The 24,873-nt window shown below is 72.3% G+C and carries 21 protein-coding genes and 1 other RNA gene; 3 read left to right on the top strand and 19 right to left on the bottom strand.

Annotated features, from left to right (window positions below; translation table 11 throughout):
* Nucleotides 1–340: 340 nt before the first annotated feature.
* The 19 genes from ftsZ to purC form a co-directional block, all read right to left on the bottom strand.
* Nucleotides 341–2,092 carry a cell division protein FtsZ gene (gene ftsZ, locus L7N97_RS01735; RefSeq protein ID WP_237476661.1) on the bottom strand — a complete coding sequence of 584 codons (1,752 nt, stop codon included), beginning with the start codon at nt 2,090–2,092 and terminating at the stop codon, nt 341–343.
* 189 nt (nt 2,093–2,281) lie between these two features.
* Complete coding sequence (ftsA, locus tag L7N97_RS01730) at nt 2,282–3,598, bottom strand: cell division protein FtsA (protein ID WP_237476660.1); 1,317 nt, start codon at nt 3,596–3,598, stop codon at nt 2,282–2,284.
* Complete coding sequence (locus L7N97_RS01725) at nt 3,595–4,539, bottom strand: cell division protein FtsQ/DivIB (protein WP_237476659.1); 945 nt, start codon at nt 4,537–4,539, stop codon at nt 3,595–3,597. Before L7N97_RS01725 ends, ftsA begins: the two co-directional genes overlap by 4 nt.
* Entirely contained in the window at nt 4,536–5,459 is a 924-nt protein-coding gene (locus tag L7N97_RS01720) for a D-alanine--D-alanine ligase (protein WP_237476658.1), read from the bottom strand. The genes L7N97_RS01725 and L7N97_RS01720 overlap by 4 nt, the downstream gene beginning before the upstream one ends.
* 118 nt (nt 5,460–5,577) lie before the next feature.
* Nucleotides 5,578–6,501, bottom strand: coding sequence for a UDP-N-acetylmuramate dehydrogenase (gene murB / locus L7N97_RS01715; protein ID WP_237476657.1), 924 nt, complete (start codon nt 6,499–6,501; stop codon nt 5,578–5,580).
* The gene (gene murC, locus L7N97_RS01710) at nt 6,498–7,907 is read right to left on the bottom strand and encodes a UDP-N-acetylmuramate--L-alanine ligase (protein WP_237476656.1); all 1,410 of its coding nucleotides are present in this window, start codon (nt 7,905–7,907) and stop codon (nt 6,498–6,500) included. Before murC ends, murB begins: the two co-directional genes overlap by 4 nt.
* A gap of 7 nt (nt 7,908–7,914) precedes the next feature.
* The gene (murG, locus tag L7N97_RS01705) at nt 7,915–9,021 is read right to left on the bottom strand and encodes an undecaprenyldiphospho-muramoylpentapeptide beta-N-acetylglucosaminyltransferase (protein WP_237481996.1); all 1,107 of its coding nucleotides are present in this window, start codon (nt 9,019–9,021) and stop codon (nt 7,915–7,917) included.
* 5 nt (nt 9,022–9,026) lie between these two features.
* Nucleotides 9,027–10,202 (bottom strand): FtsW/RodA/SpoVE family cell cycle protein, encoded by a 1,176-nt coding sequence (locus L7N97_RS01700; protein ID WP_237476655.1) that lies wholly within the window; start codon nt 10,200–10,202, stop codon nt 9,027–9,029.
* Between the two features lie 205 nt (nt 10,203–10,407).
* Nucleotides 10,408–11,829, bottom strand: a complete 1,422-nt coding sequence (gene murD / locus L7N97_RS01695; RefSeq protein ID WP_237476654.1) for a UDP-N-acetylmuramoyl-L-alanine--D-glutamate ligase — start codon at nt 11,827–11,829, stop codon at nt 10,408–10,410.
* Between the two features lie 4 nt (nt 11,830–11,833).
* Nucleotides 11,834–12,910: a phospho-N-acetylmuramoyl-pentapeptide-transferase gene (gene mraY / locus L7N97_RS01690; protein ID WP_237476653.1), complete on the bottom strand. Its 1,077-nt coding sequence runs from the start codon at nt 12,908–12,910 to the stop codon at nt 11,834–11,836.
* A 15-nt stretch (nt 12,911–12,925) separates the two neighbouring features.
* Nucleotides 12,926–14,368, bottom strand: a complete 1,443-nt coding sequence (locus tag L7N97_RS01685) for a UDP-N-acetylmuramoylalanyl-D-glutamyl-2,6-diaminopimelate--D-alanyl-D-alanine ligase (RefSeq protein ID WP_237476652.1) — start codon at nt 14,366–14,368, stop codon at nt 12,926–12,928.
* Entirely contained in the window at nt 14,365–15,810 is a 1,446-nt protein-coding gene (locus L7N97_RS01680; protein WP_237476651.1) for a UDP-N-acetylmuramoyl-L-alanyl-D-glutamate--2,6-diaminopimelate ligase, read from the bottom strand. Before L7N97_RS01680 ends, L7N97_RS01685 begins: the two co-directional genes overlap by 4 nt.
* Nucleotides 15,807–17,588 carry a peptidoglycan D,D-transpeptidase FtsI family protein gene (locus L7N97_RS01675; RefSeq protein ID WP_237476650.1) on the bottom strand — a complete coding sequence of 594 codons (1,782 nt, stop codon included), beginning with the start codon at nt 17,586–17,588 and terminating at the stop codon, nt 15,807–15,809. The genes L7N97_RS01680 and L7N97_RS01675 overlap by 4 nt, the downstream gene beginning before the upstream one ends.
* Before the next feature lie 7 nt (nt 17,589–17,595).
* Entirely contained in the window at nt 17,596–18,006 is a 411-nt protein-coding gene (gene ftsL / locus L7N97_RS01670) for a cell division protein FtsL (protein WP_237476649.1), read from the bottom strand.
* 4 nt (nt 18,007–18,010) lie between these two features.
* A complete protein-coding gene (rsmH, locus tag L7N97_RS01665; RefSeq protein ID WP_428981042.1) occupies nt 18,011–19,036 on the bottom strand; it encodes a 16S rRNA (cytosine(1402)-N(4))-methyltransferase RsmH in 1,026 nt (341 codons plus the stop codon).
* Nucleotides 19,033–19,524 (bottom strand): division/cell wall cluster transcriptional repressor MraZ, encoded by a 492-nt coding sequence (locus L7N97_RS01660; protein WP_237476647.1) that lies wholly within the window; start codon nt 19,522–19,524, stop codon nt 19,033–19,035. The genes rsmH and L7N97_RS01660 overlap by 4 nt, the downstream gene beginning before the upstream one ends.
* Before the next feature lie 524 nt (nt 19,525–20,048).
* Nucleotides 20,049–20,462, bottom strand: an RNA gene (rnpB, locus tag L7N97_RS01655) — RNase P RNA component class A.
* A gap of 44 nt (nt 20,463–20,506) precedes the next feature.
* Nucleotides 20,507–21,811 (bottom strand): nicotinate phosphoribosyltransferase, encoded by a 1,305-nt coding sequence (pncB, locus tag L7N97_RS01650; protein WP_237476646.1) that lies wholly within the window; start codon nt 21,809–21,811, stop codon nt 20,507–20,509.
* Nucleotides 21,812–21,992: 181 nt separating this feature from the next.
* The gene (purC, locus tag L7N97_RS01645) at nt 21,993–22,787 is read right to left on the bottom strand and encodes a phosphoribosylaminoimidazolesuccinocarboxamide synthase (protein ID WP_237476645.1); all 795 of its coding nucleotides are present in this window, start codon (nt 22,785–22,787) and stop codon (nt 21,993–21,995) included.
* 283 nt (nt 22,788–23,070) lie between these two features.
* Between purC and L7N97_RS01640 the strand changes: the two genes are divergently transcribed.
* From L7N97_RS01640 to L7N97_RS01630, 3 genes are all read left to right on the top strand, one after another.
* Nucleotides 23,071–23,391: a DUF1476 domain-containing protein gene (locus L7N97_RS01640; RefSeq protein ID WP_237476644.1), complete on the top strand. Its 321-nt coding sequence runs from the start codon at nt 23,071–23,073 to the stop codon at nt 23,389–23,391.
* 15 nt (nt 23,392–23,406) lie between these two features.
* Nucleotides 23,407–24,273 (top strand): acyl-CoA thioesterase, encoded by an 867-nt coding sequence (locus tag L7N97_RS01635; RefSeq protein WP_237476643.1) that lies wholly within the window; start codon nt 23,407–23,409, stop codon nt 24,271–24,273.
* Nucleotides 24,274–24,508: 235 nt separating this feature from the next.
* Nucleotides 24,509–24,847, top strand: coding sequence for a P-II family nitrogen regulator (locus tag L7N97_RS01630; RefSeq protein WP_237476642.1), 339 nt, complete (start codon nt 24,509–24,511; stop codon nt 24,845–24,847).
* Nucleotides 24,848–24,873: the final 26 nt, after the last annotated feature.

The following is a 24,873-nucleotide window of genomic DNA, read 5'->3' as shown; positions in this document are numbered from 1 at the left end:
ACTCGGCGGTCCGATCGGTCGACGGCCGAGGCCGGCCAATACCCCGTCTTCCGCGATCCCGCCACAGCGTCGCCCCATGCGGGGCGGAGGTGGACGGGGTTCGGGGCGCTCGCCGGGCGCCTCGGGTTTCCCCGCCGGCCGCCGTCGATCCCCGCTGTCGAGAGCAAACTACGCGGCCGGGGCGGTCGCGCCAAATCACTCTTTCTTACGCTCTGTTACAAAAGATCCGGGATTTTTCGGAAAAGGTTACGGATCGGATTTCCGAGCCGAATCAACGCGATGCCGCCGCCGCCCGGGGCCGGGCGGCGGCGGCGCGATGTTGCGTTTTCGAAGGGCGAGATCAGTTCGACTGGCGGCGCAGGAAGGCCGGGATCTCGAGCTGGTCGTCCTCGTAGGGGCGCGCCGGGGGCAGGGCGCGGCCGTGCTGGTCGGTGGGGCCGCCGGCGTGGCGCGGGGCCGGCTGCGGGACCGGGCGCTTGCCGTAATCGGCGCCCTGCGGCTGCCGGGGGGCGTGGCCCTGCGGCGGAGCGTAGGGCATCGGGGCCTGGGGCAGGCGCGGGGCGGGCTGGGGCGGCGGCGGCTGGCGCACGGGGGCGGCCGCCGCCACCTCGTCCTGCCGGCTCATGCCGAAGGAGGCGAGGCGCTCCAGCAGCGTGCGGCGCTTGGTGTCGGAGCCGTTCTGCGGCTCGGCCATCTGCGGCTCGCCGCGCTGGGCGCGGATCTGCTGCTGCACGGGCAGGGGCAGGTCCTCGATCTGCGGCATGCGCTGGGCGCGCTGCGGCTGCTGGGGCGCGGGCGGGATGAACGGGCCGGCGTCGTGGTAGTCGTGGCGGGCGGGCTCGGGCGCCTGCGGGGGCGCGTAGCTCGACCCCTTGGGGGCCGGGACGGGCTTGATCTCGACGTCGCCGGCCACCTGGGCCTGCGGGGCGTAGCCGTTCGGCGCGGCGAAGTTCTGCGGCACCACGAACTGGTGGGGGGCCGGCGCGGGCGCGGGCTCGTAGGCGGCCGGCTCCTGCGTCATCACGGGGCGGGAGATCGCCTCCTGGCGGGCCGCCGACTGGGCGCGAAGCTTCTGGGCCACCTCGGCGATGCGCTGCTCGCCCGAGTTCAGGTCCTTGGCGCCGAGCGGCTGGTCGATGCCGGTGGCCACCACCGACACGCGCACGATGCCGTCGAGGTTGGAATCGAAGGTGGCGCCGAGGATGATGTTGGCGTCCTCATCGACCTCCTGGCGGATGCGGCTCGCGGCCTCGTCCACCTCGTAGAGGGTGAGGTCGTTGCCGCCCGTGATCGAGATGAGCAGGCCGCGGGCGCCCTTCATCGAGACTTCGTCGAGCAGCGGGTTGGCGATGGCGGCCTCGGCGGCCAGGATGGCGCGCTTGTCGCCCGAGGCCTCGCCGGTGCCCATCATGGCCTTGCCCATCTCGCGCATGATGGCGCGGACGTCGGCGAAGTCGAGGTTGATCAGGCCTTCCTTCACCATCAGGTCGGTGATGCAGGCCACGCCCGAGTAGAGCACCTGATCCGCCATCGAGAAGGCGTCGGCGAAGGTGGTGCGCTCGTTGGCGACGCGGAACAGGTTCTGGTTGGGGATGCAGATCAGCGTGTCGACGCTCTTCTGCAGCTCATTGATTCCGGCCTCGGCGACGCGCGCGCGGCGGGCGCCCTCGAACTGGAACGGCTTCGTGACGACGCCGACGGTGAGGATGCCCATGTCGCGGGCCGTGCGGGCGATGACGGGCGCCGCGCCGGTGCCGGTGCCGCCGCCCATGCCGGCGGTGACGAAGCACATGTGGGCGCCGGCGAGATGGTCGCGGATCTCCTCGATGGCTTCCTCGGCGGCCGCGCGGCCGACCTCGGGCTGCGAGCCGGCGCCGAGGCCCTCGGTCACCTGCAGGCCCATCTGGATGATGCGCTCGGCCTTAGACGAGGTGAGCGCCTGGGCGTCCGTGTTGGCCACGATGAAGTCGACGCCGACGAGGCCCGACACGATCATGTTGTTGACCGCGTTGCCGCCGGCGCCGCCGACGCCGCACACCATGATGCGGGGCTTGAGTTCGCGCAGTTCGGGCATCTTCAGGTTGATCGTCATCGTGTGGCCTCTTCAATCCCCGTGGGGCCGCTCGCATCGGCCCCTCTTGCCCGTCGCCGGTTCGGGCCGCCGCCGCTGTGACGGAGATTGTGCGAGAACCCTTAACAAAGTCCTTACGGTTAACCTCTCGGGATTAACCGCTCCGGGGTTGCGGCCCGGGGGCCGCGGTGGGGCGTGGCGGCCGAAAGGTTAAAAGCTGTCCTTCAGCCAGCGGCTCACGCGGCTCATGTAGCCGTCGGTTCCGGTGGCCTGCAGAGGCACGTCCCGGCGGGGCTCGAAATGCTCGATCGCCGCCACCTGCGGGTAGATCAGCAGACCCACGCCCGCCGCGAAGGCGGGGCTCTTCGCGGATTCCGGCAGGCCCTGGATGCCGAGCGGGCGCCCGATGCGGACCTGCGGCGACAGGATCCGGCGGGCGGCCTCCGGCATGCCGGTGAGCTGGCACGCGCCGCCCGTGAGCACGATGCGCCGGCCCGCGTGGGCCGCGAAGCCGGCCGCGTTCAGGCGGTCGCGGATCAGCTCCAGGATCTCCTCGACGCGCGGGCGGATGATGCGCACGAGGTGCGATTTCGGCAGGTGGGCCGGCTGGTCGTGCTCGTCGCCGACCTGCGGCACCGCGATGGTTTCGCGCTCGTCCGACGCGGAAGCGATGCAGGTGCCGTGCAGCGTCTTGAGGCGCTCCGCGTCGGACAGGCGCGTCGTGAGGCCGCGCGCGATGTCGGTGGTGACGTGGTTGCCGCCGACCGCCACGGCGTCGACGTGGGCGAGGTGCCCGCCCGCGAAGACGCCGACCGAGGTGGTTCCGCCGCCCATGTCGATCAGCGCCACGTCGAGCTCGGCCTCGTCGTCGGCCAGCACGGACAGGCCGGCCGCGTAGGGCGTCGCCACGAGGGCGTCGACCTGCAGGTGGCAGCGCTCGATGACCAGCATCAGGTTGCGGGCCGCCGCGGCGTCGCAGCCGACCACGTGCATGTCGGCGCCGAGCTCGTCGCCGATCATGCCCTTGGGGTCGCGGATCTGGCGGGTGCGGTCGAGGCTGAAGCCGGTCGGCAGCGAGTGCAGCACGGCGCGCCCCTGGCGGGCCATTGTGGCGCAGGAGGCCTCGAGCACGCGGTGGACGTCGTAGTCCGACACGGCCTTGCCGCCGACCGCCACCTTGGCGTTGTAGTGCTGGGAGGACAGCCGGCCGCCCGTGATGTTGACGATGACGGAGCCGACCTCGACGCCGGCCATGCGCTCGGCCGCGTCCACCGCGAGGCGGATGGCGTTCTCGGCCTCCTCCATGTCCACCACGGCGCCGCCCTTGATGCCGCGCGAGCGCTGGTGGCCGAGCCCCAGGATGCGGCAGCGGTGGGTGCGGCCCGGCAGGGTGTCCGAGGCTTCGGCGGGGTTCAGCTTGGCGATCAGGCAGGCGATCTTGCTCGTGCCGATGTCGAGCACGCAGAGGATCGCGCTGCGGCGGGCCGACAGGGGACGCATGCGCCGGGGCATCAGGCGGTTGCTCATAGGTCGATCTTCCGCTTGGGACGCTTGGCCAGCATCGCGGCCCGGGCGGCCGCGGCGTCTTCGGTGAGCCGGGCCGTGATCCGGCCCGGGATGCGCAGGTCGATGGACACGACGTCCTTCTCCAGGATGTGCGACTGGCGCTCGATGTCGGCCAGGCGCTTCAGCGTGTCCATCGCGTCGAGCTCGGGCAGCTCGACCTCGATCCCGGAATCCATCTGCAGCGTCCAGCGGCGCTTGCCCACCAGCACGCCGGCGCGGACCTTGTCGCGCAGCTCGCCCGCCGCGCCGAGCAGCGCCTGGAACTCGCCGACGCGCGTGTTGGCGCCGTCGCCCACCACGAAGGGCAGGGCGTTGAAGCGGTCGTCCCGCACGGCGTCGATCACGGTGCCGTCCGTCGCCACGAGGCTCAGCTGCCCGTCCTTCTGCCACACGGCCGCGGCGTCGCGCTCCGTGACGTTGACGTGGAGGTCGCCCGGGAACAGCTTGCGCACGGTCACGTCCTGCACGAGCGGCACGGCCTTGAGCCTGTCGCGCAGCGCGCCCGCGTCGAGCAGGGCCAGCGAGTTGCGCGCGCTCACGCCGCCGTCGCGCAGGATCTCGCCGGGGGTCAGCGATTTCAGGCCCGAGATGGTCACGCTGTCGATCGAGAAGCCGAGCGCCTTGGCGACGAGGTCCGCCGGCGCCCCCTCCGCGGCCACGTAGGCGGCATACTGGCCGCCCCGCACCGCGCCGTAGAGGCCGGTCGCCGCCATCAGACCGATCACCAGCACCGTGCCCCAGCCCGGCAGGGGGCGGCGGCGCACCGCGGCATCGACGCGCCGGAGGCGGCGGGACTTCGGGGCGGGAGCCGCGACGGCGCGCGCCGGTCCGGCCAAGAGCGCGAAGGGGCTGACGATGCGGGGGCGCCCGCCGGCCGGAAGCCCGAAGCCGGCTTCGCTCATCGATCGCAGGAGGCGTCCTCCACCATCCATCGCACAAGTCCACCAAACGAGTACCCGGCGTCGGCCGCCATCTCGGGGACCAGGGACACCTCGGTCATGCCGGGCTGGGTGTTCACCTCCAGCACGACGAGATCGCCGGTGCCGCCGGGCCGATCGTCGTAACGGAAGTCCGAACGGCTCACCCCGCGGCAGCCGAGCGCCTGATGGGCCCTCACCGCCAACTCTTGGACATGACGGTAAATATTTTGCGTCAAATCCGCGGGAAGCACGTGGGTCGAGCCGCCGGGCGCGTATTTCGAATCGTAGTCGTAGAAGGCGTGGTCGTTGGACAGGATGTCGATCACCGCCGTGGCCCGGCCGTCGATCACCGCGCAGGTCAGCTCGCGGCCGTGGATGAAGGGCTCCGCCAGCAGCGCGTCGCCGTGCGCCCAGTCGGGATCGCCGATCTCCTGGGGCGGGTGGCTCCGGTCCTCCTTGACGATGATGACGCCCACGGAGGAGCCCCCGTCGATGGGCTTCAGGACGTAGGGGGGCGGAAGCACGTGCCGCCGCGCCGCCTCGCGGCGGTCCACGATGCGGCCCTGGGGCACCGGGATGCCGGCCGCCGCCAGGACCACCTTGGCCCTGTCCTTGTTCATGGCGAGGGCCGAGGCCAGCACGCCGGAATGGGTGTAGGGGATGCGCAGCACCTCGAGGATGCCCTGCACCGTGCCGTCCTCGCCGACGCGGCCGTGGAGCGCGTTGAAGGCGACGTCGGGCTTCAGCCGCGCCAGCACCTCGCCGATGTCGCGGGCGACGTCGATGCGGGTGACGCGGTATCCCTCGCCTTCCAGGGCCGCGGCGCAGGACGTGCCCGAGCGCAGCGACACTTCGCGTTCGGAGGACCAGCCGCCCATCAGGACGGCGACGTGTTGCGACATCGGGTTCGACCTCCGGCGAGGGCTCCGGGCGCGGCCCGGCGTTGCCGGGGCCGCGCGGCCCCGGAGAACCGTCCTGTGATGGCGAACTATGGTTTCCTGAAGCTGGAGCGGACGGGCCTCAGGCCGCGAGCCCTGCCGGCACGCCGACCCGCTTGATCTCCCACTCCAGCGTCACGCCGCTCGCGTCCCGAACGCGGCGGCGGACCTCCTCGCCGAGGGCCTCGATGTCGGCGGCCGTGGCCCCGCCGCGGTTGATGAGGAAGTTGCAGTGCATTTCCGACATCTGCGCGTCGCCGACCGACAGGCCGCGGCAGCCCGCGGCGTCGATCAGCTGCCAGGCCTTGCCGCCGGGCGGGTTCTTGAAGGTGGAGCCGCCGGTCTTCTCGCGGATCGGCTGCGAGGCCTCGCGGGCCGCGGTGATGCGGTCCATCTCGGCCAGGATGGCGGCGGGGTTGCCGGGCCGGCCGCGGAAGAGCGCGCCGGTGAAGATCACGCCGGCCGGCGCCGCGCAGTGCCGGTAGGTGAAGCCCATCTCGGCGTGCGTGAAGGCGCGCACCGTCCCGTCGCGCATGACGCCGCGCGCCTCGACCAGCACGTCCGTGGTTTCGCCCCCGTGCGCGCCGGCGTTCATGCGCAGCGCGCCGCCGACCGAGCCCGGGATGCCGCGGAAGAAGGCGAGGCCGTCGACCGCGGCGTCGGCGGCGGCGCGCGCCACCTTGACGTCCGGCACGGCGGCGCCAGCCCGCACGGTGCAGTCCGCCCCGACCGTCACGGCGTTGAAGCCGCGGCCGAGCTTCACGACGACGCCCGGCACGCCACCGTCGCGCAGGATGACGTTGGAGCCGAGGCCGAGCGGCATCACCGGCACCTCGGCGGGGATGCGGGACAGCGCGTAGGCGAGGTCGTCCTCGTCGGCCGGCACCATCATGACTTCGGCGGGGCCGCCGACCCGGAACCAGCTCAGGGCCGCGAGGCTGTCGCCGGCCGTCAGGCGCCCGCGGAACTCCGGCAGGGCCGAGCGCAGATCGTCGTGCAGGCTCATGCGACGTCTCCCGCGGCCAGCTCGCCCGGCAGCGCGTAGGCCCATTGCGTGATGTTGCCGGCGCCGAGGCAGACCACGTAGTCGCCGGGCTTGGCGAGGGTGCGGACCACGCCGGCCAGGGCCGCGGGGCCCTCCAGCGCGACGACGTTGCGGTGGCCGTGGGCCTTCACGGCGGCGGCGAGGCCGTCGCGGTCGATGCCGGGGATCGGCTGCTCGCCGGCCGCGTAGACGTCGGCGATCACCACCGTGTCGGCGTCGTTGAAGCAGGTGGCGAAGTCGTTGAACAGCGACTGCAGGCGCGAATAGCGGTGCGGCTGCACGACCGCGATCACCTGGGCGCGCGTGGACGCGCGGGCGGCGCGCAGCACCGCGGCGATCTCGACCGGATGGTGGCCGTAGTCGTCGAAGATGGCGGCCCCGTTCCACTCACCGACGCGGGTGAAGCGGCGCTTGACCCCGCCGAAGCCGCGCAGGGCCTCGCGGATCGTGTCGATCGGCACGCCGAGCTCCAACGCCACCGCGATTGCCGCGGTCGCGTTGAGGGCGTTGTGGTGGCCCGGCATGGGCATGACCACGTCCTCGATGTAGCGCGCGGAGGCGGTCTTGCGGTCGCGCACGAGGACGTTGAAGCGCGACACGCCGCCCTTGAGGTCGATGTCGAGCAGGCGCACGTCGGCCTGGGGGTTCTCGCCGTAGGTGACGACGCGCCGGTCCTCGATGCGGCCGACGAGCTCCTGCACCACCGGGTGGTCGAGGCACATCACCGCAAAGCCGTAGAAGGGCAGGTTCTCGACCAGCGTGCGGAACGCCTCCTTCACGGCGGCGAAGGTCTTGAAGTGGTCGAGGTGCTCGGCGTCGATGTTGGTCACGACGGCCACGTCGGCCGGGAGCTTCAGGAAGGTGCCGTCGCTCTCGTCGGCCTCCACCACCATCCACTCGCCCTCGCCGCGGCGCGCGTTGGTGCCGTAGGCGTTGATGATGCCGCCGTTGATCACCGTGGGGTCGAAGCCGCCGGCGTCCAGCAGGGTGGCGACCAGGGACGTGGTCGTCGTCTTGCCGTGGGTGCCCGCGACCGCCACGCACTGGCGCAGGCGCATCAGCTCGGCCAGCATCTCGGCGCGTCGGACCACGGGGATGCGCCGCTCGCGGGCGGCGGCGAGCTCGGGGTTGTCGCGCCGGATGGCGGTCGACACGACCACCACCTCGGCTTGGCCGAGGTTCTCGGCGCGCTGGCCGATGTGGACCTCGATGCCCTTCTCGCGCAGGCGGGCGACGTTGGCGCCTTCCGCGGCGTCCGAGCCCTGGACGCGGTAGCCCAGGGTGTTGAGCACCTCGGCGATGCCCGACATGCCGATGCCGCCGATTCCGACGAAGTGGATGGGCCCGAGCTCGCGCGGCAGCTTCATGCGTGTGTCAACCTTGAGTTCTGCCCTCCGCCACGGCGAGGACGAGGTCGGCCAGGCGCTCGGCGGCGTCCGGGCGGCCGCCGTGCCGCGCCGCGTCGGCGCGCACCAGCAGTTCCGCGGGGTCGTTCAACACGCGCCTGAGCTCTTCCGCAAGCCATTCGGGCGTGAAGGCGGACTGATCGCGGACCGTGGCGGCCCCGCTGGCCTTGAGCACGGCGGCGTTGGAGGCCTGGTCCTGGTCGAGCGCGTGGGGGAAGGGCACGAGGATGGCGCCGCGCCCGATCACGGCGAGCTCGCTGACCGTGGAGGCGCCGGCGCGGGCCACGACGAGGTGGGCCGCCGCCATGCGGGCCGGCAGGTCCGCGAAGAAGGGCTGGATGTCGGCCGCCTGGCCCAGCGCCGCGTAGGCGTCGCGCACGCGGGCCTCGTCCTCGCCGCGCGCCTGCTGGACGATGTGGAGGCGGGCGCGCTCGCCGGCGTCGAGCAGGGCGACCGCGGCCGGCACGATGTCGGACATCACGCGGGCGCCCTGCGAGCCGCCGGTGACGAGCAGCGACACGGTCCCGCCGGGCGCGAGGTCCGGCATGGCGCGGTGCGACGCCTCGACTACCGCCGGGCGCACCGGGTTGCCGGTGAAGCTCGCCTTGCGGGCCACGGCGTCCGGCACCTTGCCGAGCTCGGGGAAGCCGGTGGCGATGCGCGCCGCGCGGTTGGCCACGAAGCGGTTGGCCTTGCCCATCACGGCGTTCTGCTCGTGCAGCACGATCGGCACGGCGCGGATCGAGGCCGCCACGATGGGCGGCACGGTGGGGTAGCCGCCGAAGCCGACCACGACCGAGGGGCGGATGCGGCCGATGGTGCGCCACGCCGCCAGCACGCCGCGCGACAGCTGCCCGGCGGCGGCGGCCTTGGCGACAGGCGAGCCGTTGCGCGGGGTCGCGGACGGCACGGCGTGCAGCGCCCGCGCCGGGAAGTCGACCCCGTACCGCAGGGCGCGGTCGTCGGTCATCAGCTCGACCGCGACGCCGCGGGCCGCCAGGGCGCGGGCCAGCGCTTCCGCCGGGAACAGGTGGCCGCCGGTGCCGCCGGCGGCGAGGAGGACGGGGCTGTCCAAGGGGCTCACGCCGCCTCCGATCCGTAGGCGCCGTCCGGCTCCTCGCCGCGGCGGTAGGGCACCGGGTCCATCACGGCGGCGCGGGGGCGCTTGCGCGTCACGGCGATCAGGAACCCCATGGCGAGCGCCAGCGAGATCATCGACGAGCCGCCGTAGGAGATGAAGGGCAGCGTCATGCCCTTGGCGGGCATGAGGTGCAGGTTCACCGACATGTTGATGCAGCTCTGGATGCCGAACAGGATCACGAGTCCCGCGGTGGCGAAGCGGCAGAAGGGATCGTCGTTGCGCGACGACAGGAGCAGACCGCGCAGCACGATGAAGGCGAAGACGCCGGCCAGGAACATGCAGAACAGCAGGCCGAACTCCTCGCCCGTGACGGCGAAGATGAAGTCCGTGTGGGCGTCGGGCAGGACGCGCTTCACCGTGCCCTCGCCCGGGCCCTTGCCGAGCCAGCCGCCCGACACGAAGCTTTCCACGGCCGTGTCGACCTGGAACGTGTCGGACGCGCCGGGGCCGTTCGACGGATCGAGGAAGTGGGTGATGCGGTCGCGCACGTGGGGCACGAACTTGTAGGCCACCACCACGCTGAAAGCGCCCATGCCGCCGATGCCGCCGACCCAGAACCAGTGCAGCCCGGCCATGAAGAACAGCGCCGCCCAGACGAGCGAGATCAGCATGGTCTGCCCGAAGTCGGGCTGGAGGATCAGCGGCACGATGGTGAGCGGCAGCAGGGCGAGCGCGATGAGGTTGCCCGGCACGTCGCGGCGCCGCGCCCCCTCCGAGAACGCCCAGGCGGCGATGATCACGAAGGCGGGCTTCACGAACTCGGACGGCTGGATGCCGAAGATCCAGCGGCGCGCGCCCTTCACCTCGTGGCCGAACATCAGCGCGCAGGCGATCAGCGCCAGGCCGCCGAGGTAGACCACGAGCCCGGCGCGCCGCACGTCGCGCGGGGCGAGGAACGAGGTCGCCAGCATCAGGCAGACGGAGGGCACCAGGAACATGACCTGGTGATGGACGAAGAAGAAGGTCGAGAGGCCCAGCCGCTCGGCCACGGGCGGGCTGCCCGCCATGGTGAGCACGATGCCGAGCACGATGAGGAGGCCGATGGCGGCGAGGAGCCAGCGGTCGACCGTCCACCACCAGTCTGCGAAGATTGAGCGTTCGGCGCGCGAGATCATGCGGGGCTCCTGCCAAAGCGCGCCGGTGGGGAGGCGTCCATCCTTCTCTCCCTCACCCTGAGCAGGGCGCGGAGCGCCCCGTGTCGAAGGAGGCAGCACCTCGCCGCGCCTGCGGAGGGCCCCTGCGTCCTTCGACACGGGGCCTCCGGCCCCTGCTCAGGATGAGGGAGGGTGAAGACGGACACCGTGGCCGGCCGTGAATGCGTCAGATCTTCGATTTCTGAACGAGCGCCCGAAAGGCGTCGCCCCGCGCCTCGAAGTTCCGGAACTGGTCGAAGGAGGCGCAGGCAGGGGAGAACAGCACGGTTTGGTTACCGGAAGCTTGCCGGGCGTCCTCGGCCGCCGCGGCGACCGCCCGCTCCAGCGTGCCGCAGCGGCGGCTGAGCACGCGGCCGCGCAGCGTCGACGCGAAGGCGTCCGCCGCCTCGCCGATCAGGTAGGCGCGCGCGACGCGGTCGAAGAGCGGGGCCAGCGCCTCGATGCCGCCCGCCTTCGGCACGCCGCCGAGGATCCAGTGGACGCGCGGGAAGCACAGGAGCGCCTTCTCGGCCGAATCCGCGTTGGTGGCCTTCGAGTCGTTGATGAAGACCACGTCGCCGATCCGGCCGACCTCCTCCATCCGGTGAGGCAGGCCGCCGAAGCTGTTGAGACCGCTCTGGATCACGTGGGCGTCGGCGCCCCGGAGCCCGAGCAGGTCCGCGCAGGCCGCGGCGAAGCAGGCGTTCTGCGCGTTGTGGAGGCCGCGCAGCGTGGCGATGCCGTCCGTGCCGCCGAGGATGCGCTCGCTCCCCTCGTAGGGCCGCATCAGCACCATGTGGCCGGCCGACAGCGACACGCCGGTCGGCAGGTCCTGCCGCACCGACACCGGATAGTGGCGGCCGGCGGGGCCGTGGCCGCGCGCGTGGAGCCGCATCTCGCGCTCCACCGCGCGCTCGAAGACCGCCGCCGAGGCCGGGTCGTCGACGCCGGTGAGCGACCAGTCCGAGCGCGCGATCAGTCGCTCCTTCACGGCCGCGTAGTTCTCGAAGGTGCCGTGGCGGTCGATGTGGTCGAGGCTGAGGTTCAGCAGCATGCCGACCGTCGGCGCGAGGCTAGGCGCGAGGTCGATCTGGTAGGACGACACCTCCAGGACGTGGATGCGGCCCGGCGCGGGCGGCTCCAGCGCCAGCACGGCCGTGCCGATGTTGCCCCCCATCTGCACGTCCCGGCCCGCCGAGCGGAACAGGTGCGCGGTGAGGGCCGTGGTGGTGGACTTGCCGTTGGTGCCCGTGATCGCGACGAGCGGCGCGTCCGGCGCGATCTTCGCGCGCTCCCGGCAGAACAGCTCGACGTCGCCGACGATCTCGACGCCCGCGGCGCGCGCGAGCTTCGCCGACCAGTGCGGCTCGGGGTGGGTCAGCGGCACGCCGGGGGTGAGCACCAGCGAGGCGACGCCGCCCCAGTCGATCCCGCGCAGGTCCGCGACCTCTTGCCCGGCCGCGGCCGCCCTGGCCCGCGCCGCTTCCGCGTCGTCCCAGGCGATCACGCGGGCGCCGCCGGCGCGCAGCGCGTCCGCGGTGGCGAGGCCGGAGCCGCCGAGGCCGAACAGCGCCAGGGTGCGCCCGGCGCAATGCGTGACGGGCGTCATGGGATCAGCGCACCTTGAGGGTCGACAGGCCGAGCAGGGCCAGCACGAAGGAGATGATCCAGAAGCGCATCACGATCTGCGGCTCGGACCAGCCGAGCTTCTCGAAATGGTGGTGGATCGGCGCCATGCGGAACACCCGCTTACCGGTCAGCTTGAAGGAGCCGACCTGGACGATCACCGACAGGGCTTCGACGACGAAGACCCCGCCGACGATCAGCAGCACGATCTCGTGCTTGATGATGACCGCCACGGTGCTGATCAGGCCGCCGAGGGCGAGCGAACCCGTGTCGCCCATGAAGATCTGCGCCGGCGGCGCGTTGAACCACAGGAAGCCCATGCCGGCCCCCGCCACAGCGCCCGCGATGACGAGGAGGTCGCCCGTCTGCGGCACGTGGTGGATGCCGAGGTAGGAGGCGTAGAGCAGGTTGCCGGTGCAGTAGGCGATGACGCCGAAGGTCCCCGTCGCGATCATCACGGGCACGATCGCGAGGCCGTCGAGGCCGTCGGTCAGGTTCACGGCATTGCCGAAGCCGACGATGATGAAGGCCCCGAAGGCGATGAAGAACAGCCCGAAGTCGATCACGATGCCGTTGATGAAGGGGAGGTACAGGGCCGTGGTGGAGGACGGCCCCACCGCCGTCATGGCCCAGCAGGCCACGAGGGCGATCAGCGCCTCCAGGGCCAGCCGGGCGCGGCCGGCGAAGCCCGCGTGGCTCTGCTTCGTCACCTTGAGGTAGTCGTCGTAGAAGCCGATCATGCCGAAGCCGAGCGTGACCAGCAGCACGATCCACACGTAGGGGCTGCGCAGGTTGGCCCAGAGCAGGGTCGACACGACGAGGCCCGACAGGATCATCAGCCCGCCCATGGTGGGCGTGCCGCGCTTCTTCAGGTGGTCCGGGCCGTCCGTGCGGATCGGCTGGCCCTTGCCCTGCTTGATGCGCAGCGCCGCGATGATGGCCGGGCCGAAGAAGAACACGAAGAGCGCGGCCGTGGCGGTGGCCCCGATGGTGCGGAAGGTCAGGTACCGGAACAGGTTCAGCGGGCTGAAATAGGGGGACAGTTCGGTGAGCCAGGTCAGCATGGATGTCCGATGTCCTCAGCGTCCCGCCGGGGTGGGGCGGAACCGGTCCTTCAGGGCGGCGACGAGCGGCCCCATCCGGCTCCCGTTGGAGCCCTTCACCATCACGACGTCGCCGGCCCGGATGCCGTCCGCGAGGGGGCCCTCGATAGCCGCGGCGGTGTCCCCCCACAAGCCTCTCATCTCCGCGGGCAGGCGGCTGAACAGCGCGTGACTGAGCGGCCCGGCGGCGAAGACGAGGTCGACCCGCGCCGCCTCGAGGTCGGGCAGGAGCTCGGCGTGGAGGCGCTCGGCGTCCGTGCCGAGCTCGCGCATGTCGCCGATCACGGCGACGCGGCGTCCCTCGCCGGCGGGCGCCGCCGCGGCCAGGACCGCCAAGGCGGCCCGCATGGAGGTGGGGTTGGCGTTGTAGCTCTCGTCGATCAGCGTCGCGTCGCCGCCCGGCAGCCGCAGCGTCACGCGGGCGCCGCGGCCCTGGCCGACGGTGAAGCGCGCGAGCGGGTCCGCCGCGCCGTCGAGGTCGAGGCCGGCGGCGTGCGCGGCCAGCAGCACCGCCAGCGCGTTGACGGCGAGGTGGCGGCCGGGGGCGCCGAGCCGGAAGTCCACCCGCCGGCCGAGCACGCGCGCGCGGGCCTCGACGCCGTCGGGCGTCGGCGCGAAGCTTTCCAGGCGGGCGTCCGCCTCGGGGTGCTCGCCGAAGGTGAGGATGCGGCCGGCCGGCGAGGCTTCGGCGGCGGCGCGCAGGCGGCCGTAGGTGTCGATGTCGCGGTTGATCACGGCGAGGCCGCCCTGGACGAGGCCGGAGAAGATCTCCGCCTTGGCGTCGGCGATCTCGTCGACGCTCGCGAAATGCTCCAGGTGGGCCGCCGCCACCGTGGTGACCACGGCGATGTCCGGGCGCACGAGGGCGACCAGCGGCGTGATCTCGCCCGGATGGTTCATGCCGACCTCGAACACGCCGTAGCGCGCCTCCGCCGGCAGGCGCGCGAGGGTGAGGGGCACGCCCCAGTGATTGTTGAAGGAGGCCGCCGAGGCGTGGGTCGGCCCGGCGTCCGACAGGACGAGGCGCAGCATCTCCTTCACGGTGGTCTTGCCGACCGAACCCGTGACGGCGACGACCCGCGCCTTCGAGCGGGCGCGGGCGGCGGCCCCGAGGCGCTCCAGGGCGCGCAGGGCGTCCTCGACGACGTAGAGGCAGGGCAGGTCCCCGAGCGACCGCCGCAGGCCGGGCGCGTGGGCCTCGTCGACCACGGCCGCGGCGGCGCCGGCCGCGAAGGCCTGGGCGACGAAGTCGTGGCCGTCGTGCAGGTCGCCGCGGATGGCGACGTAGAGCTCGCCCGGCTTCAGGCTGCGGGTGTCGATCGACACGCCGGTGACGCCGCCCAGCGGCGGCGTCCCGCTCACGCGGGCGTCGAGCGCGGCGACCAAGCCGAGACCGGACCAGAGGGGTGCGTCGTTCATGGGTCCAGCCTCGCGATGGCCTCGGCGACCGCCGCGGCGTCGGAGAAGGGCAGGGTGACGCCGCGCGCCGTCTGCCCGGTCTCGTGCCCCTTGCCGGCGACCACCAGGGCGTCGCCGGGGCCGAGCAGCGCGACCGCGTGGGCGATGGCGGCGGCGCGGTCGCCGATCTCGGCCGCGCCGGGCGCGCCCGCGAGGATGGCGGAGCGGATCGCGGCGGGCTCCTCGGAGCGCGGGTTGTCGTCGGTGACGACGACCACGTCGGCGAGCCGCGCCGCGATCGCGCCCATGATCGGCCGCTTGCCGGCGTCGCGGTCGCCGCCGCAGCCGAACACCACGACGAGCCGCCCCGGCGCGTAGGGGCGCATGGTGGCGAGGACCTTCTCCAGCGCGTCGGGCTTGTGGGCGTAGTCGACGACGACCGGCGCCCCCCGGCGCGTGCCCACGCGCTCCAGCCGGCCGGGCGCGCCGGCGAGCCCTTCGAGGGCCGCGAAGGCGGCGGCGGGCGCCGTGCCGGTGGCGATGCAGAGGCCCGCCGCGACGAGGGCGTTCGACACCTGGAAGGCGCCGGCGAGGGGCAGGCGGAGGGTGCGCTCGCGGTCCGCGTGGCGCAGGACCATGCGGGTCGCGAAGCCGTCGGGCTCGGCCGACAGGAGGCGGATGCTCGTCCCCGCCCGGCCGACGGTCAGCACGTCGAGGCCGCGGGCGCGGGCCGCCGCGACGACGCGCTCCGCGACCTGTCCGTCCGCGTCCACCACAGCGGGGCGGCCGGGCGCGAGCAGGTCGGTGAACAGGCGAAGCTTGGCGGCGAGGTAGTGCTCGACGTTTGGGTGATAGTCGAGGTGGTCGCGCGACAGGTTGGTGAAGGCGCCGGCCGCGAGGCGCGCGCCGTCGAGCCGGTGCTGGTCGAGCCCGTGCGAGGAGGCTTCGAGGGCCAGGTGGGTGACGCCGTCCCGGGCGAGGCGGTCGAGGTCGCGGTGCAGCGTGATGGGGTCGGGCGTCGTGAGCGAGCCGTAGACGGCGCCGTCCGGCGCGACCACGCCGAGCGTGCCCATCGAGGCGGCCCTGAGGCCCGCCGCGGCCCAGATCTGCCGCACGAAGGCCGCCACCGAGGTCTTGCCGCTCGTGCCCGTCACCGCCACCACCGTGCCGGGCTGGGCCGGGTGGACGCGCGCCGCGGCGGCGCTGAGCGCGCGCCGCGCGTCCGGCACGACGACCGACGCGACGCCGTCCGGCAGGCCCTCGGGCGGACGCTCGGACACGACCGCGACGGCCCCCGCCGCCGCGGCCGCGGCCGCGTAGGCCACGCCGTCGCCCTTGGCGCCGGGCACGGCGAAGAAGGCGAAGCCGGGCGCGACGGCGCGGCTGTCCGCCGTGAGGCCCGACACCGCGATGCCCCGATCGCACTCTGCGACGGCGCCCGGCAGCAGTTCGCCCAGCGTCATCGCAGCACCGAGTCCATGCCGATGCCGAGCTTGGCGACTGTCGGGAACGGGTTGGTGGGCAGGTTGAGGTTGGGCGGCAGGTTCAGCAGCGGCGCCACGCGCTCCATGATCTTGCCGCACACGTCGCCGGAGTTCCAGGCGGCGGTGTGGTAGCCGTAGGTGCCCTCGGCGGCCTGCGGGTCCTCCATCATCACGAAGAACAGGTATTTGGGCTTGTCGGCCGGCACCACCGACATAAAGGTCGTGTTGACCCGGTCGGACGAGTAGTGGCCGTGGATCAGCTTGTCGGCCGTACCGGTCTTGCCGCCCGCGAAATAGCCGGGGATGTCGATCTTCTTGGCCGACCCGATCGTCGCGTTCAGCCGCATGATGTAGCGCAGCTCCTCCGACACCTCCGGGCGGATCACGCGCTGCGCCTCGTCGCGGAAGTCCGGCTTGTCGCGCTTGAGGAAGGTGGGCGTGATCTCGTAGCCGCCGTTGGCCAGCGCCCCCACCGCCATGATGGCCTGGAGCGGGGTGACGTTGAGGCCCTGGCCGAAGGCGATCGTCATGGAGTTCAGCTCGCCCCAATGCGGCGGGATCTGCGGCATGGCGGTCTCGGGCAGCTCGGTCTGCAGGCGGGACAGCTGGCCCATCTTGCGCAGGAACGCCTTGTGGCCCTCGACGCCCACGGCCATGACCATCTTGGCCGTGCCGATGTTGGACGAGTGGACGAAGACCTCGGGCACGGTCAGCACGCGGTGCGTCGCGTGGAAGTCGTGGATGGTGAAACGGCCGTAGCGCAGGTTGTCGCGCGCGTCCACGCTGGAATGCAGCGTGAACTTGTTCGACTCCAGCGCCATAGCGATCGAGATGGCCTTGAAGGTCGAGCCCATCTCGTAGGTGCCGACGTTGAGCCGGTTGATGTGGTCGGGCTTCAGCGCGTCGACCGGGTTGTTGGGGTCGTAGTCGGGCAGCGACACGTAGGCGATCATCTCGCCCGTGTTGACGTCCATGATGGCGGCCGAGCCCGCCTGCGCCTTGAAGTGCTCGATGCCCTTGGCGAGCTCGTCGCGCACCGCGTAGGTGGCCTTAGTGTCGAGCGACAGCGCGATCGGCTTCAGGTCCTGCGGGGTGACGTCGAAGCCGGCGCCCTTGAGGTCGCCGAGGCCCTGGTTGTCGACCCACTTCTCGATGCCGGCGATGCCCTGGTTGTCGGTGTTGGTGAAGCCGAGCACGTGGGCGCCGACGGGCCCGTTCGGGTAGATGCGCTTGTTCTCGGGGATGAAGCCGACGCCGGGGAGCCCCAAGCGGAACACCTCCGCCTGCTGCTTGTCGGTGACGCCGCGCTTGACCCACACGAAGCCCTTCTTCGAGCCGAGGCGCTTGCGGAGATCCGTCGCGTCGATGTCGGGCAGCACGGCGGAGAGGAGTTCCACCGCCTCGTCCTTGTCGATCAGGCGGCGCGGCTCGGCGAAGACCGACATGGTCCTGACGTCCTGCGCCAGCACGCCGCCGTTGCGGTCGAGCAGCTCGGGGCGCGCGCCCGAGGCGGCGTCTGACGCGGCGGCCTTCAGGCTGGCCGGCGCCTCCTTGGACACGCCGAGCCTGGCGAGCTTGAAGTCGATCGCGCCGTAGACGCCCACGAAGGCGAGCGCGATCAGGCGCAGGCGGAAGCCGCTCTTGTCGAGCCGCGTCGAGCACACGTCGCGCACGAAGGCGCGGGCCCGCGCGAAAGCTCCGAGCCGGGCGGGCTCCCGCGGGAGGATCGGCGCGGGGGAGTCGGGAAAGCCGGACATGCGGGCGCTACCTCGCGGGCGTCGCGGAGGAGGGGGTGGCGCCGCCGGCCGCCGCGCCGGCGGCGCGTTCGCCCGACGGGGTCGCGGTCGGCTCGCCGAGGCCGAGGGCGTCGAGCTTGCGGCCGATGGAGTCGACCTTGGGCGGCGGGTCGGGCAGGTCCGCCGGCTGGACGATCTGGTCGAGCGACAGCTTCTGCAGGCTCAGACCGTGGTCGGCCAGCGACGCCAGCCGGTCCGGCCGCGTCAGGATCGCCCATTCGGCCTCGAGCTTGTCGATGCCGTCCTGCTCCTGGGCGATGAGGTGGCGCGTCTTGATGATCTGCTCGCCGTACAGGATCGTCTCGTATTTGACCGAATAGGCGTAGACCGCCGACCCGATCAGCGCCGCCACGGCGAGGACGTTGAGGATGCGCAGCATGGCTTCAACGCTTCCAGCTGACGGTGACGGCGGCGCGGGCCGCGGGGTCCGGCGCCCGGGCCGGCGCCTCGGTCCGCGCGCCGACGCGGAGCTTCGCCGAGCGCGCGCGCGGGTTCGCGGCGATTTCGGCCTCGCCGGGCGCGACCGGCTGGCGGCCGGGCAGGGCGAAGGTGGCGGCCGGTGGCGCGGCGCCGGCCGGCATGTGGCGCGAGCCGCCGTCGCCCCGCCCCGCGCGGCCCTGCAGGAAGCGCTTGACGATGCGGTCCTCCAGCGAATGGAAGGTCACCACCGCGAGCCGGCCGCCGGGCGCGAGCACGCGCTCGGCCGCCTCCAGCGCGTCGTGGAGTTCGCCGAGCTCGTCGTTCACGGCGATGCGCAGCGCCTGGAAGCTGCGCGTGGCGGGGTGGATGTCGCCGGGGCGCCCCGGCATGACCCGGCCGATCATGTCGGCGAGCTGCTTCGTCGAGGTGAAGGGCGCGGTGCGGCGGTCGAAGCAGATCGCGCGGGCGATGCGGCGGGACGCGCGCTCTTCGCCGTAGCGGTACAGGATGTCCGCGAGGTCGCCCTCGTCGGCGCCGTTGACGATGTCGGCCGCCGAGGGTCCGTCGCCGCCCATGCGCATGTCGAGCGGCCCGTCGAAGCGGAACGAGAAGCCGCGATCCGCCTGGTCGAACTGCATGGACGACACGCCGATGTCGAGCACGACGCCGTCGAGGCGGTCCAGGCCGAGCTCGTCCGCCACGGCGCCGAGCGTCGCGAAGCGGGCCTCGACCAGGGTGAGCCGGGGCTCCGACGCGGCGAGTCCGGCCCCGCCGGCGATCGCCGTGGGGTCGCGGTCGAGCGCCACGACGCGCGTGCCGGGGTGAGCCAGCATCGCGCGCGTGTAGCCGCCGGCGCCGAAGGTGCCGTCGAGGTAGGTGCCGCCGTCGCGCAGGAGGAGGGCATCGAGGGCCTCCTCGCGGAGCACGGGGCGATGCCGGATCGGTCCGCCGGCGGCCAGAGCGTCGTCTGGGCCGCGATCCGTCATCAGTCCCGTGCTCCAGGAGGCTGCGGCGCGGTGATCTGCGCCGCATGTCCGGAGCTGAGCAGTCTTCGGTGATCGCGCACTCGGCGTCTGGCCTCTTCCAAATGCGCGCGAAACCGTCCCGGCTCCCAGATCTGAAACTTGTGCCCCTGACCCACCAGCGTCACCTCGGCGGCGATCGCGGCGTGGTGCTTCAGCTTCTCGGACAGGATCACCCGCCCTTCCCCGTCGAGCTTGAGCACCTCGCTCTCCCCGTGGAGTGTGGACGCGTAGGCGTCCCACTCCTCCGAATAGGGCGACAGAGGGGCCATCAGCGCGTCGACCTCCCGGAGCAGGGCGTTGCCGCCGCAGTCCAGGGCGTCCGCGTAGAGCGAGGGATAGACGTACAACCCTTCGAAGCCGTCCCGCGCCAGCACCGAACGGAAGGAGGCCGGGATCGACACGCGACCCTTGGCGTCCAGCCGATTGGTGAAGTGCGAGACGAAGCGATCCAAAATCCCCTCTGTCCCGAGCAAGCCGGATCCCGCGGGCACGGCGGTCCGAGCGCGGGAGACCCATCGCGAGATGGTCCACCGCGGAAGCTCGAACTTGGCTGCCGGACGGGATGGCTTGGGATAGCATGGGACCCCATGGGCGTCAACGAACGGCCCCGCGCGCGAACTGGGGGCCAGGGTCCAGTAAGCGCCGCTTAGGGTTAAGGGACCCTTGCCGCGGCGCCGGAAAAACCGGCGCGCGGCGGGGCGAGATGGGGCGGGGAAGGCGGATCCGCGAGCGGCATCAGGACTGAAGCGGCAGGCGAGGCGGGGGTCGAATCGGCATGGCTTCGCGGCGCGCGGGCGGCGGCCGCCGTCCCGAGCGGGCGCGACTTGTCCACAGCGGAATCGGCCGAGTGGCTTCGGCCGCCCGTTCCGGGCCGTCAGCAGGTGCGGAGTGGGGCGCCGTCCCACGCCCGGGTGGGGCGCGATCCCATGCGGGGACCGCGGAGGCCCGGTCGGGGCCGTCAAGGTTCGGGGGAGAGGGTGCCAGCCGGCCTGTAAGCCGGGTTCTGTATGGCGCGGAAGGCGAGCCCGCCGCGCGTGACGACCATTCCTCTGGGACGACCGTCGCCGGCCGCCTCGAGCGATCAACCCGGGCGACAGCCCGGAAACGGGTTGGACGCCAGGCCGGCATGGCCGGTCCGCGCCCCGTCGCCCCTATTCGATCTTGCTCCCGGTGGGGCTTGCCGTGCCGTCGACGTTGCCGCCTCCGCGGTGCGCTCTTACCGCACCCTTTCACCCTGACCCGGACCGGACGATCGCTCGTCCAGCCGGGCGGTCTGCTTTCTGTGGCGCTATCCCTGGGGTCGCCCCCGCCGGACGTTATCCGGCACCGTGTTTCCGTGGAGCCCGGACTTTCCTCCGCGCTCGCGCGCGACGGCCGTCCGGCCGGCTGGCCCGGCCTGCGTATCGGATGCGGAGCGGAAAGGGAAGCGGTCGCCTACACCAGGACCGGCTGGGCGACCCGGCCCGCCTGGCCGAAGACGCGCAGGTAGCGCTCCACCTCGTCCGGGCGCCCGAGCGCCTTCTCGGGGTTGTCGGACAGCTTGACGGCGGGGCGGCCGCCGGCCTCGGTGATCTTGCACACGAGCGAGATGGCCTTCAGGCCGCCGTTCGGCGTCGGCGCGCAGCCGGCGAAGTCGTTGGTGAGGTTGGTGCCCCAGCCGAAGCTCATCCGCACGCGGCCCTGGAAATGGCGGTAGGTTTCCTCGATCGTGTCGACGTCGAGCGCGTCGGAGAACACCAGCAGCTTGTCGCGCGGGTCGCGGCCCTTGGACCGCCACCACTCGATGATGGCTTCGCCGCCGGGGATCGGCGGGGCCGAGTCCGGGCGGAAGCCCGTCCAGTCCGCGACCCAGTCCGGCGCGTCGCGGAGGAAGGGCGTCGTGCCGAAGGTGTCGGGCAGCACGATGAGGAGGTTGCCGCCGTAGTACTTGCGCCAGTCGGCCAGCACGGCATAGGGCGAGCGGCGCAGGCCCGCCTCGTCGCGGGCCAGCGCGGCCAGCACCATGGGCAGCTCGTGGGCGTTGGTGCCGAGGGCTTCGAGGTCGTTGTCCATGGCGAGCAGGACGTTGCTGGTGCCCGTGAAGGCGTCGCCGAGCCCCTCCTTGAGCGCCTCGACGCACCAGCGCTGCCACAGGAAGCCGTGGCGGCGGCGCGTGCCGAAGTCCGAGATTCGCAGCTCGGGAAGGCCGCGCAGGCGCTCGACCTTGTCCCACAGCTTGGCCTTGGCGCGGGCGTAGACGACGTCGAGCTGGAAGCGGCCGAGCCCCTTCAGGGCGGCGCGGGAGCGCAGCTCGTTGATGATGGCCAGCGCCGGGATCTCCCACAGCGTGACGTCGACCCAGGAACCCGAGAAGCTGAGCTCGAACTGGCCGTCGCGCACCGCGAGGTCGTAGTCCGGCAGCTGGTAGGTCGAGAGCCAGGACAGGAAGGCGGGCTCGAAGATGTGGGCGCGCCCGTAGAAGCTGTTGCCGGCGAGCCAGATCATCTCCTTCTTGCTCACCGTGAGCGAGCGGGCGTGGTCGAGCTGGTCGCGCAGCTCCACGACGTCGATCTCGTCCGCCACCCGCACCCTGTGGGAGCGGTTGACCAGGGAGAAGGTCACCGGCTGGTCGCGGTAGAGACCCCAGATCATCTGGAGCATCAGCAGCTTGTAGAAGTCCGTGTCCAGCAGGCTGCGGACGATCGGGTCGAGCTTCCAGGTGTGGTTGTAGACGCGCTTGGCGAGGTCGGTCGTCGGCATGGCGGAACCCCCTCGGCGCTGCGGCGTCTCGGTCCGCATGCGACAGACTAGCAGGCCACCGCGCGGGCCGCGAGCCGTCCCCGGCCGTAAAGTGCGACGGCGGGATCCCGGTCGGCCGCTTCCCCGAAACGAAGAAAGCCCCGCGCGGGGGCTTTCCGAGGCGTCGCGGGTGCAAGCCGCGTCACTGTACGAGCTGCGGCCCAGCGGAGCGGGCCGCGTCGTTCTCCTGCATGATGCCGAGGCGGCGGGCCACCTCGGTGTAGGCCTCGACGAGGCCGCCGAGGTCGCGGCGGAAGCGGTCCTTGTCCATCTTGTCGCTCGACTTCACGTCCCACAGCCGGCACGAGTCGGGCGAGATCTCGTCTGCCACGACGATCCGCATCAGGTCGCCCTCCCACAGGCGCCCGGTCTCCATCTTGAAGTCGACGAGGCGGATGCCGACGCCCAGGAACAGGCCGGACAGGAAGTCGTTGACCCGGATAGCGAGGGCCATGATGTCGTCGATCTCCTGCGGCGACGCCCAGCCGAAGGCGGTGATGTGCTCCTCCGACACCATGGGGTCGTTGAGGCCGTCGTTCTTGTAGTAGAACTCGATGATGGACCGCGGGAGCTGCGTGCCCTCCTCGATGCCGAGGCGCGTCGACAGAGACCCCGCCGCCACGTTGCGCACCACCACCTCGAGCGGGATGATCTCCACCTCCTTGATCAGCTGCTCGCGCATGTTCAGCCGACGGATGAAGTGCGTCGGCACGCCGATGTTGTTCAGGTGCTGAAAGATGTACTCCGAGATCCGGTTGTTGAGGACGCCCTTGCCGTCGATGATCTGGTGCTTCTTGGCGTTGAACGCGGTGGCGTCGTCCTTGAAGTGCTGGATCAGGGTGCCGGGCTCGGGACCCTCGTAGAGGACCTTGGCCTTGCCCTCGTAGATGCGGCGGCGGCGGTTCATTGGCGTCAACCGGGGCTTGAGAAAATCCATGGGTCGGTCGGGCTCCTCACTCACGCTCGCTCGACCGGCTCGCGCGACGTCGTTGCAACATCGAAGCCGCATGCGGCAGGGGGGAATGGAGCGCCCCGTCTGACCGACCCCGCGGCAGCCTAGCGGATCGCACCGTCCCGCACAACGCCGCCCCCGGCGCGCGCCGGGCGGCGCGGCCCGCCGGGGCGCGCTGAAGCGCAAGATTTGGGCAGCGCGCATCCGAGCCGCAAGATGCGCGTTCGGAACGGGCCAGCCGCGCCCCGCGGCCCGGGAGCCTCGCCCCATGACGACCTTCGACGATCGGGAACGCGCCTTCGAAAACCTGTTCGCCCACGACCAGGACCTCGCCTTCCGCGCCCAGGCGCGCCGCAACCGCGAGCTCGGCCTGTGGGCGGCCCACCAGCTCGGGCTCAGCGGCGACGAGGCCGAGGCCTATGCGGGGCGGCTCCTGGCGGTCGCGATCGAGAACGGGGGCGACGACGCCGTCGCGGCCCGGCTCGGCGAGGATCTGAACAAGCACGGGCTCGGGATCAGCGAACACCGGATCCGGCACCGCATGGCCGAACTCCTCGCCGAGTCGGTCGAGCACGTGAAGCGGGACTGAGCGCGGGACGCCGCCGTGGCCCACACGCTCGCCGACCTCGTCGCTGCATTGAACCTCGGTGAGGCCGGGCCGGACCGCTTCGCCGGCCGCAGCCCGGCCGTGGGGCGCCGACGCATCTTCGGCGGCCTCGTCGTCGCGCAGGCGCTGGTGGCCGCGGCCCGCACCGCCGCCGGGCGGCCGCCTCACTCGCTGCACGGCTACTTCATACTGCCGGGCGACCCCGAGGAGCCGATCGACTACGCCGTCGACCGGCTGCGCGACGGCGGCAGCTTCACCACGCGCCGCTGCGTGGCGCGCCAGCACGGCCGCGCGATCTTCGAGATGTCGGCGTCGTTCCACGCGCCGGAGCCCGGCGGGCTGGACCACGCCGCGCCGCGGCCTGACGCGCCGCCGCCCGAAGCGCTGCCCGGCCCGGACGAGCTCCGCGCCCTCGTCGGCCTGCCGCCGGCCGTGCGCGACTATTTCGGCCGCGACAGCTCCGTCGAGCTCCGCCCGGTCGACGCGTCGCGCTTCGCGCGGCGCCCGCCCGGGCCCCACCCGGCCCGGCAGGCCGTCTGGATGCGGGCGGGCGGCCCGCTGCCCGACGATCCCACCCTGCACGCCGCGCTGCTGGCCTACATGTCCGACATGACGCTGCTCGACACGGCGACCTCCGCCCACGGCCGCACCGTCTTCGATCCCGCGATCCAGGCGGCGAGCCTCGACCACGCGGTCTGGTTCCACCGCCCCGTCCGGGCCGATGCGTGGCTGCTCTACGCCGAAGACAGCCCGAGCGCGTCCGGCGCCCTCGGTTTCGCGCGCGGCTCCATCTTCGACCGGTCGGGGGTGCTCGTGGCCTCCACGGCTCAGGAGGGCCTGATCCGGCTCCGCGACCACGACTGACCGGGTCGAGGCTCCTGACGCGCGCAGATTGCCTAATTAACAGGCATTCAGCCTCGATTCCGCCACAAGTGCGCCGGAACGGCCGGCCGCTCCTCGGCCTTTGCCGCGGCTAAACTTTGGCACGGGGCTTGAAAGAGTGCTCGAACGCTGCCGCGCGATCTCGCGCGGCGGATGGTCCCCACGCGAGCCTCGGCCCGAGAGGGTCGGGGCGGGACCGAAGTCCGAGGATCCTGCGATGAAGATTGTCACGGCCATCATCAAACCCTTCAAGCTGGAGGAGGTCCGCGATGCCCTGACGGCCGTCGGCGTGCACGGGCTGACCGTCACGGAGGTCAAGGGCTACGGCCGCCAGAAGGGGCACACCGAGATCTACCGCGGCGCCGAATACGCGGTGAGCTTCCTGCCGAAGCTGAAGATCGAGGTCGCGGTGGCGGCCGAGCTGCTCGACCAGGTCGTGGACGCCATCACGGCGACGGCCCGCACGGGCCAGATCGGCGACGGCAAGATCTTCGTGACGACGCTCGAGCAGGCCGTCCGCATCCGCACGGGCGAGACCGACGCCGACGCCCTCTGACCATCCGTTCGGGCGGGCTCGGCGAG

Source organism: Lichenibacterium dinghuense (genome assembly GCF_021730615.1).
Taxonomy (GTDB): domain Bacteria; phylum Pseudomonadota; class Alphaproteobacteria; order Rhizobiales; family Beijerinckiaceae; genus Lichenihabitans; species Lichenihabitans dinghuensis.
This window is presented reverse-complemented; position numbering and strand designations above follow the sequence as displayed.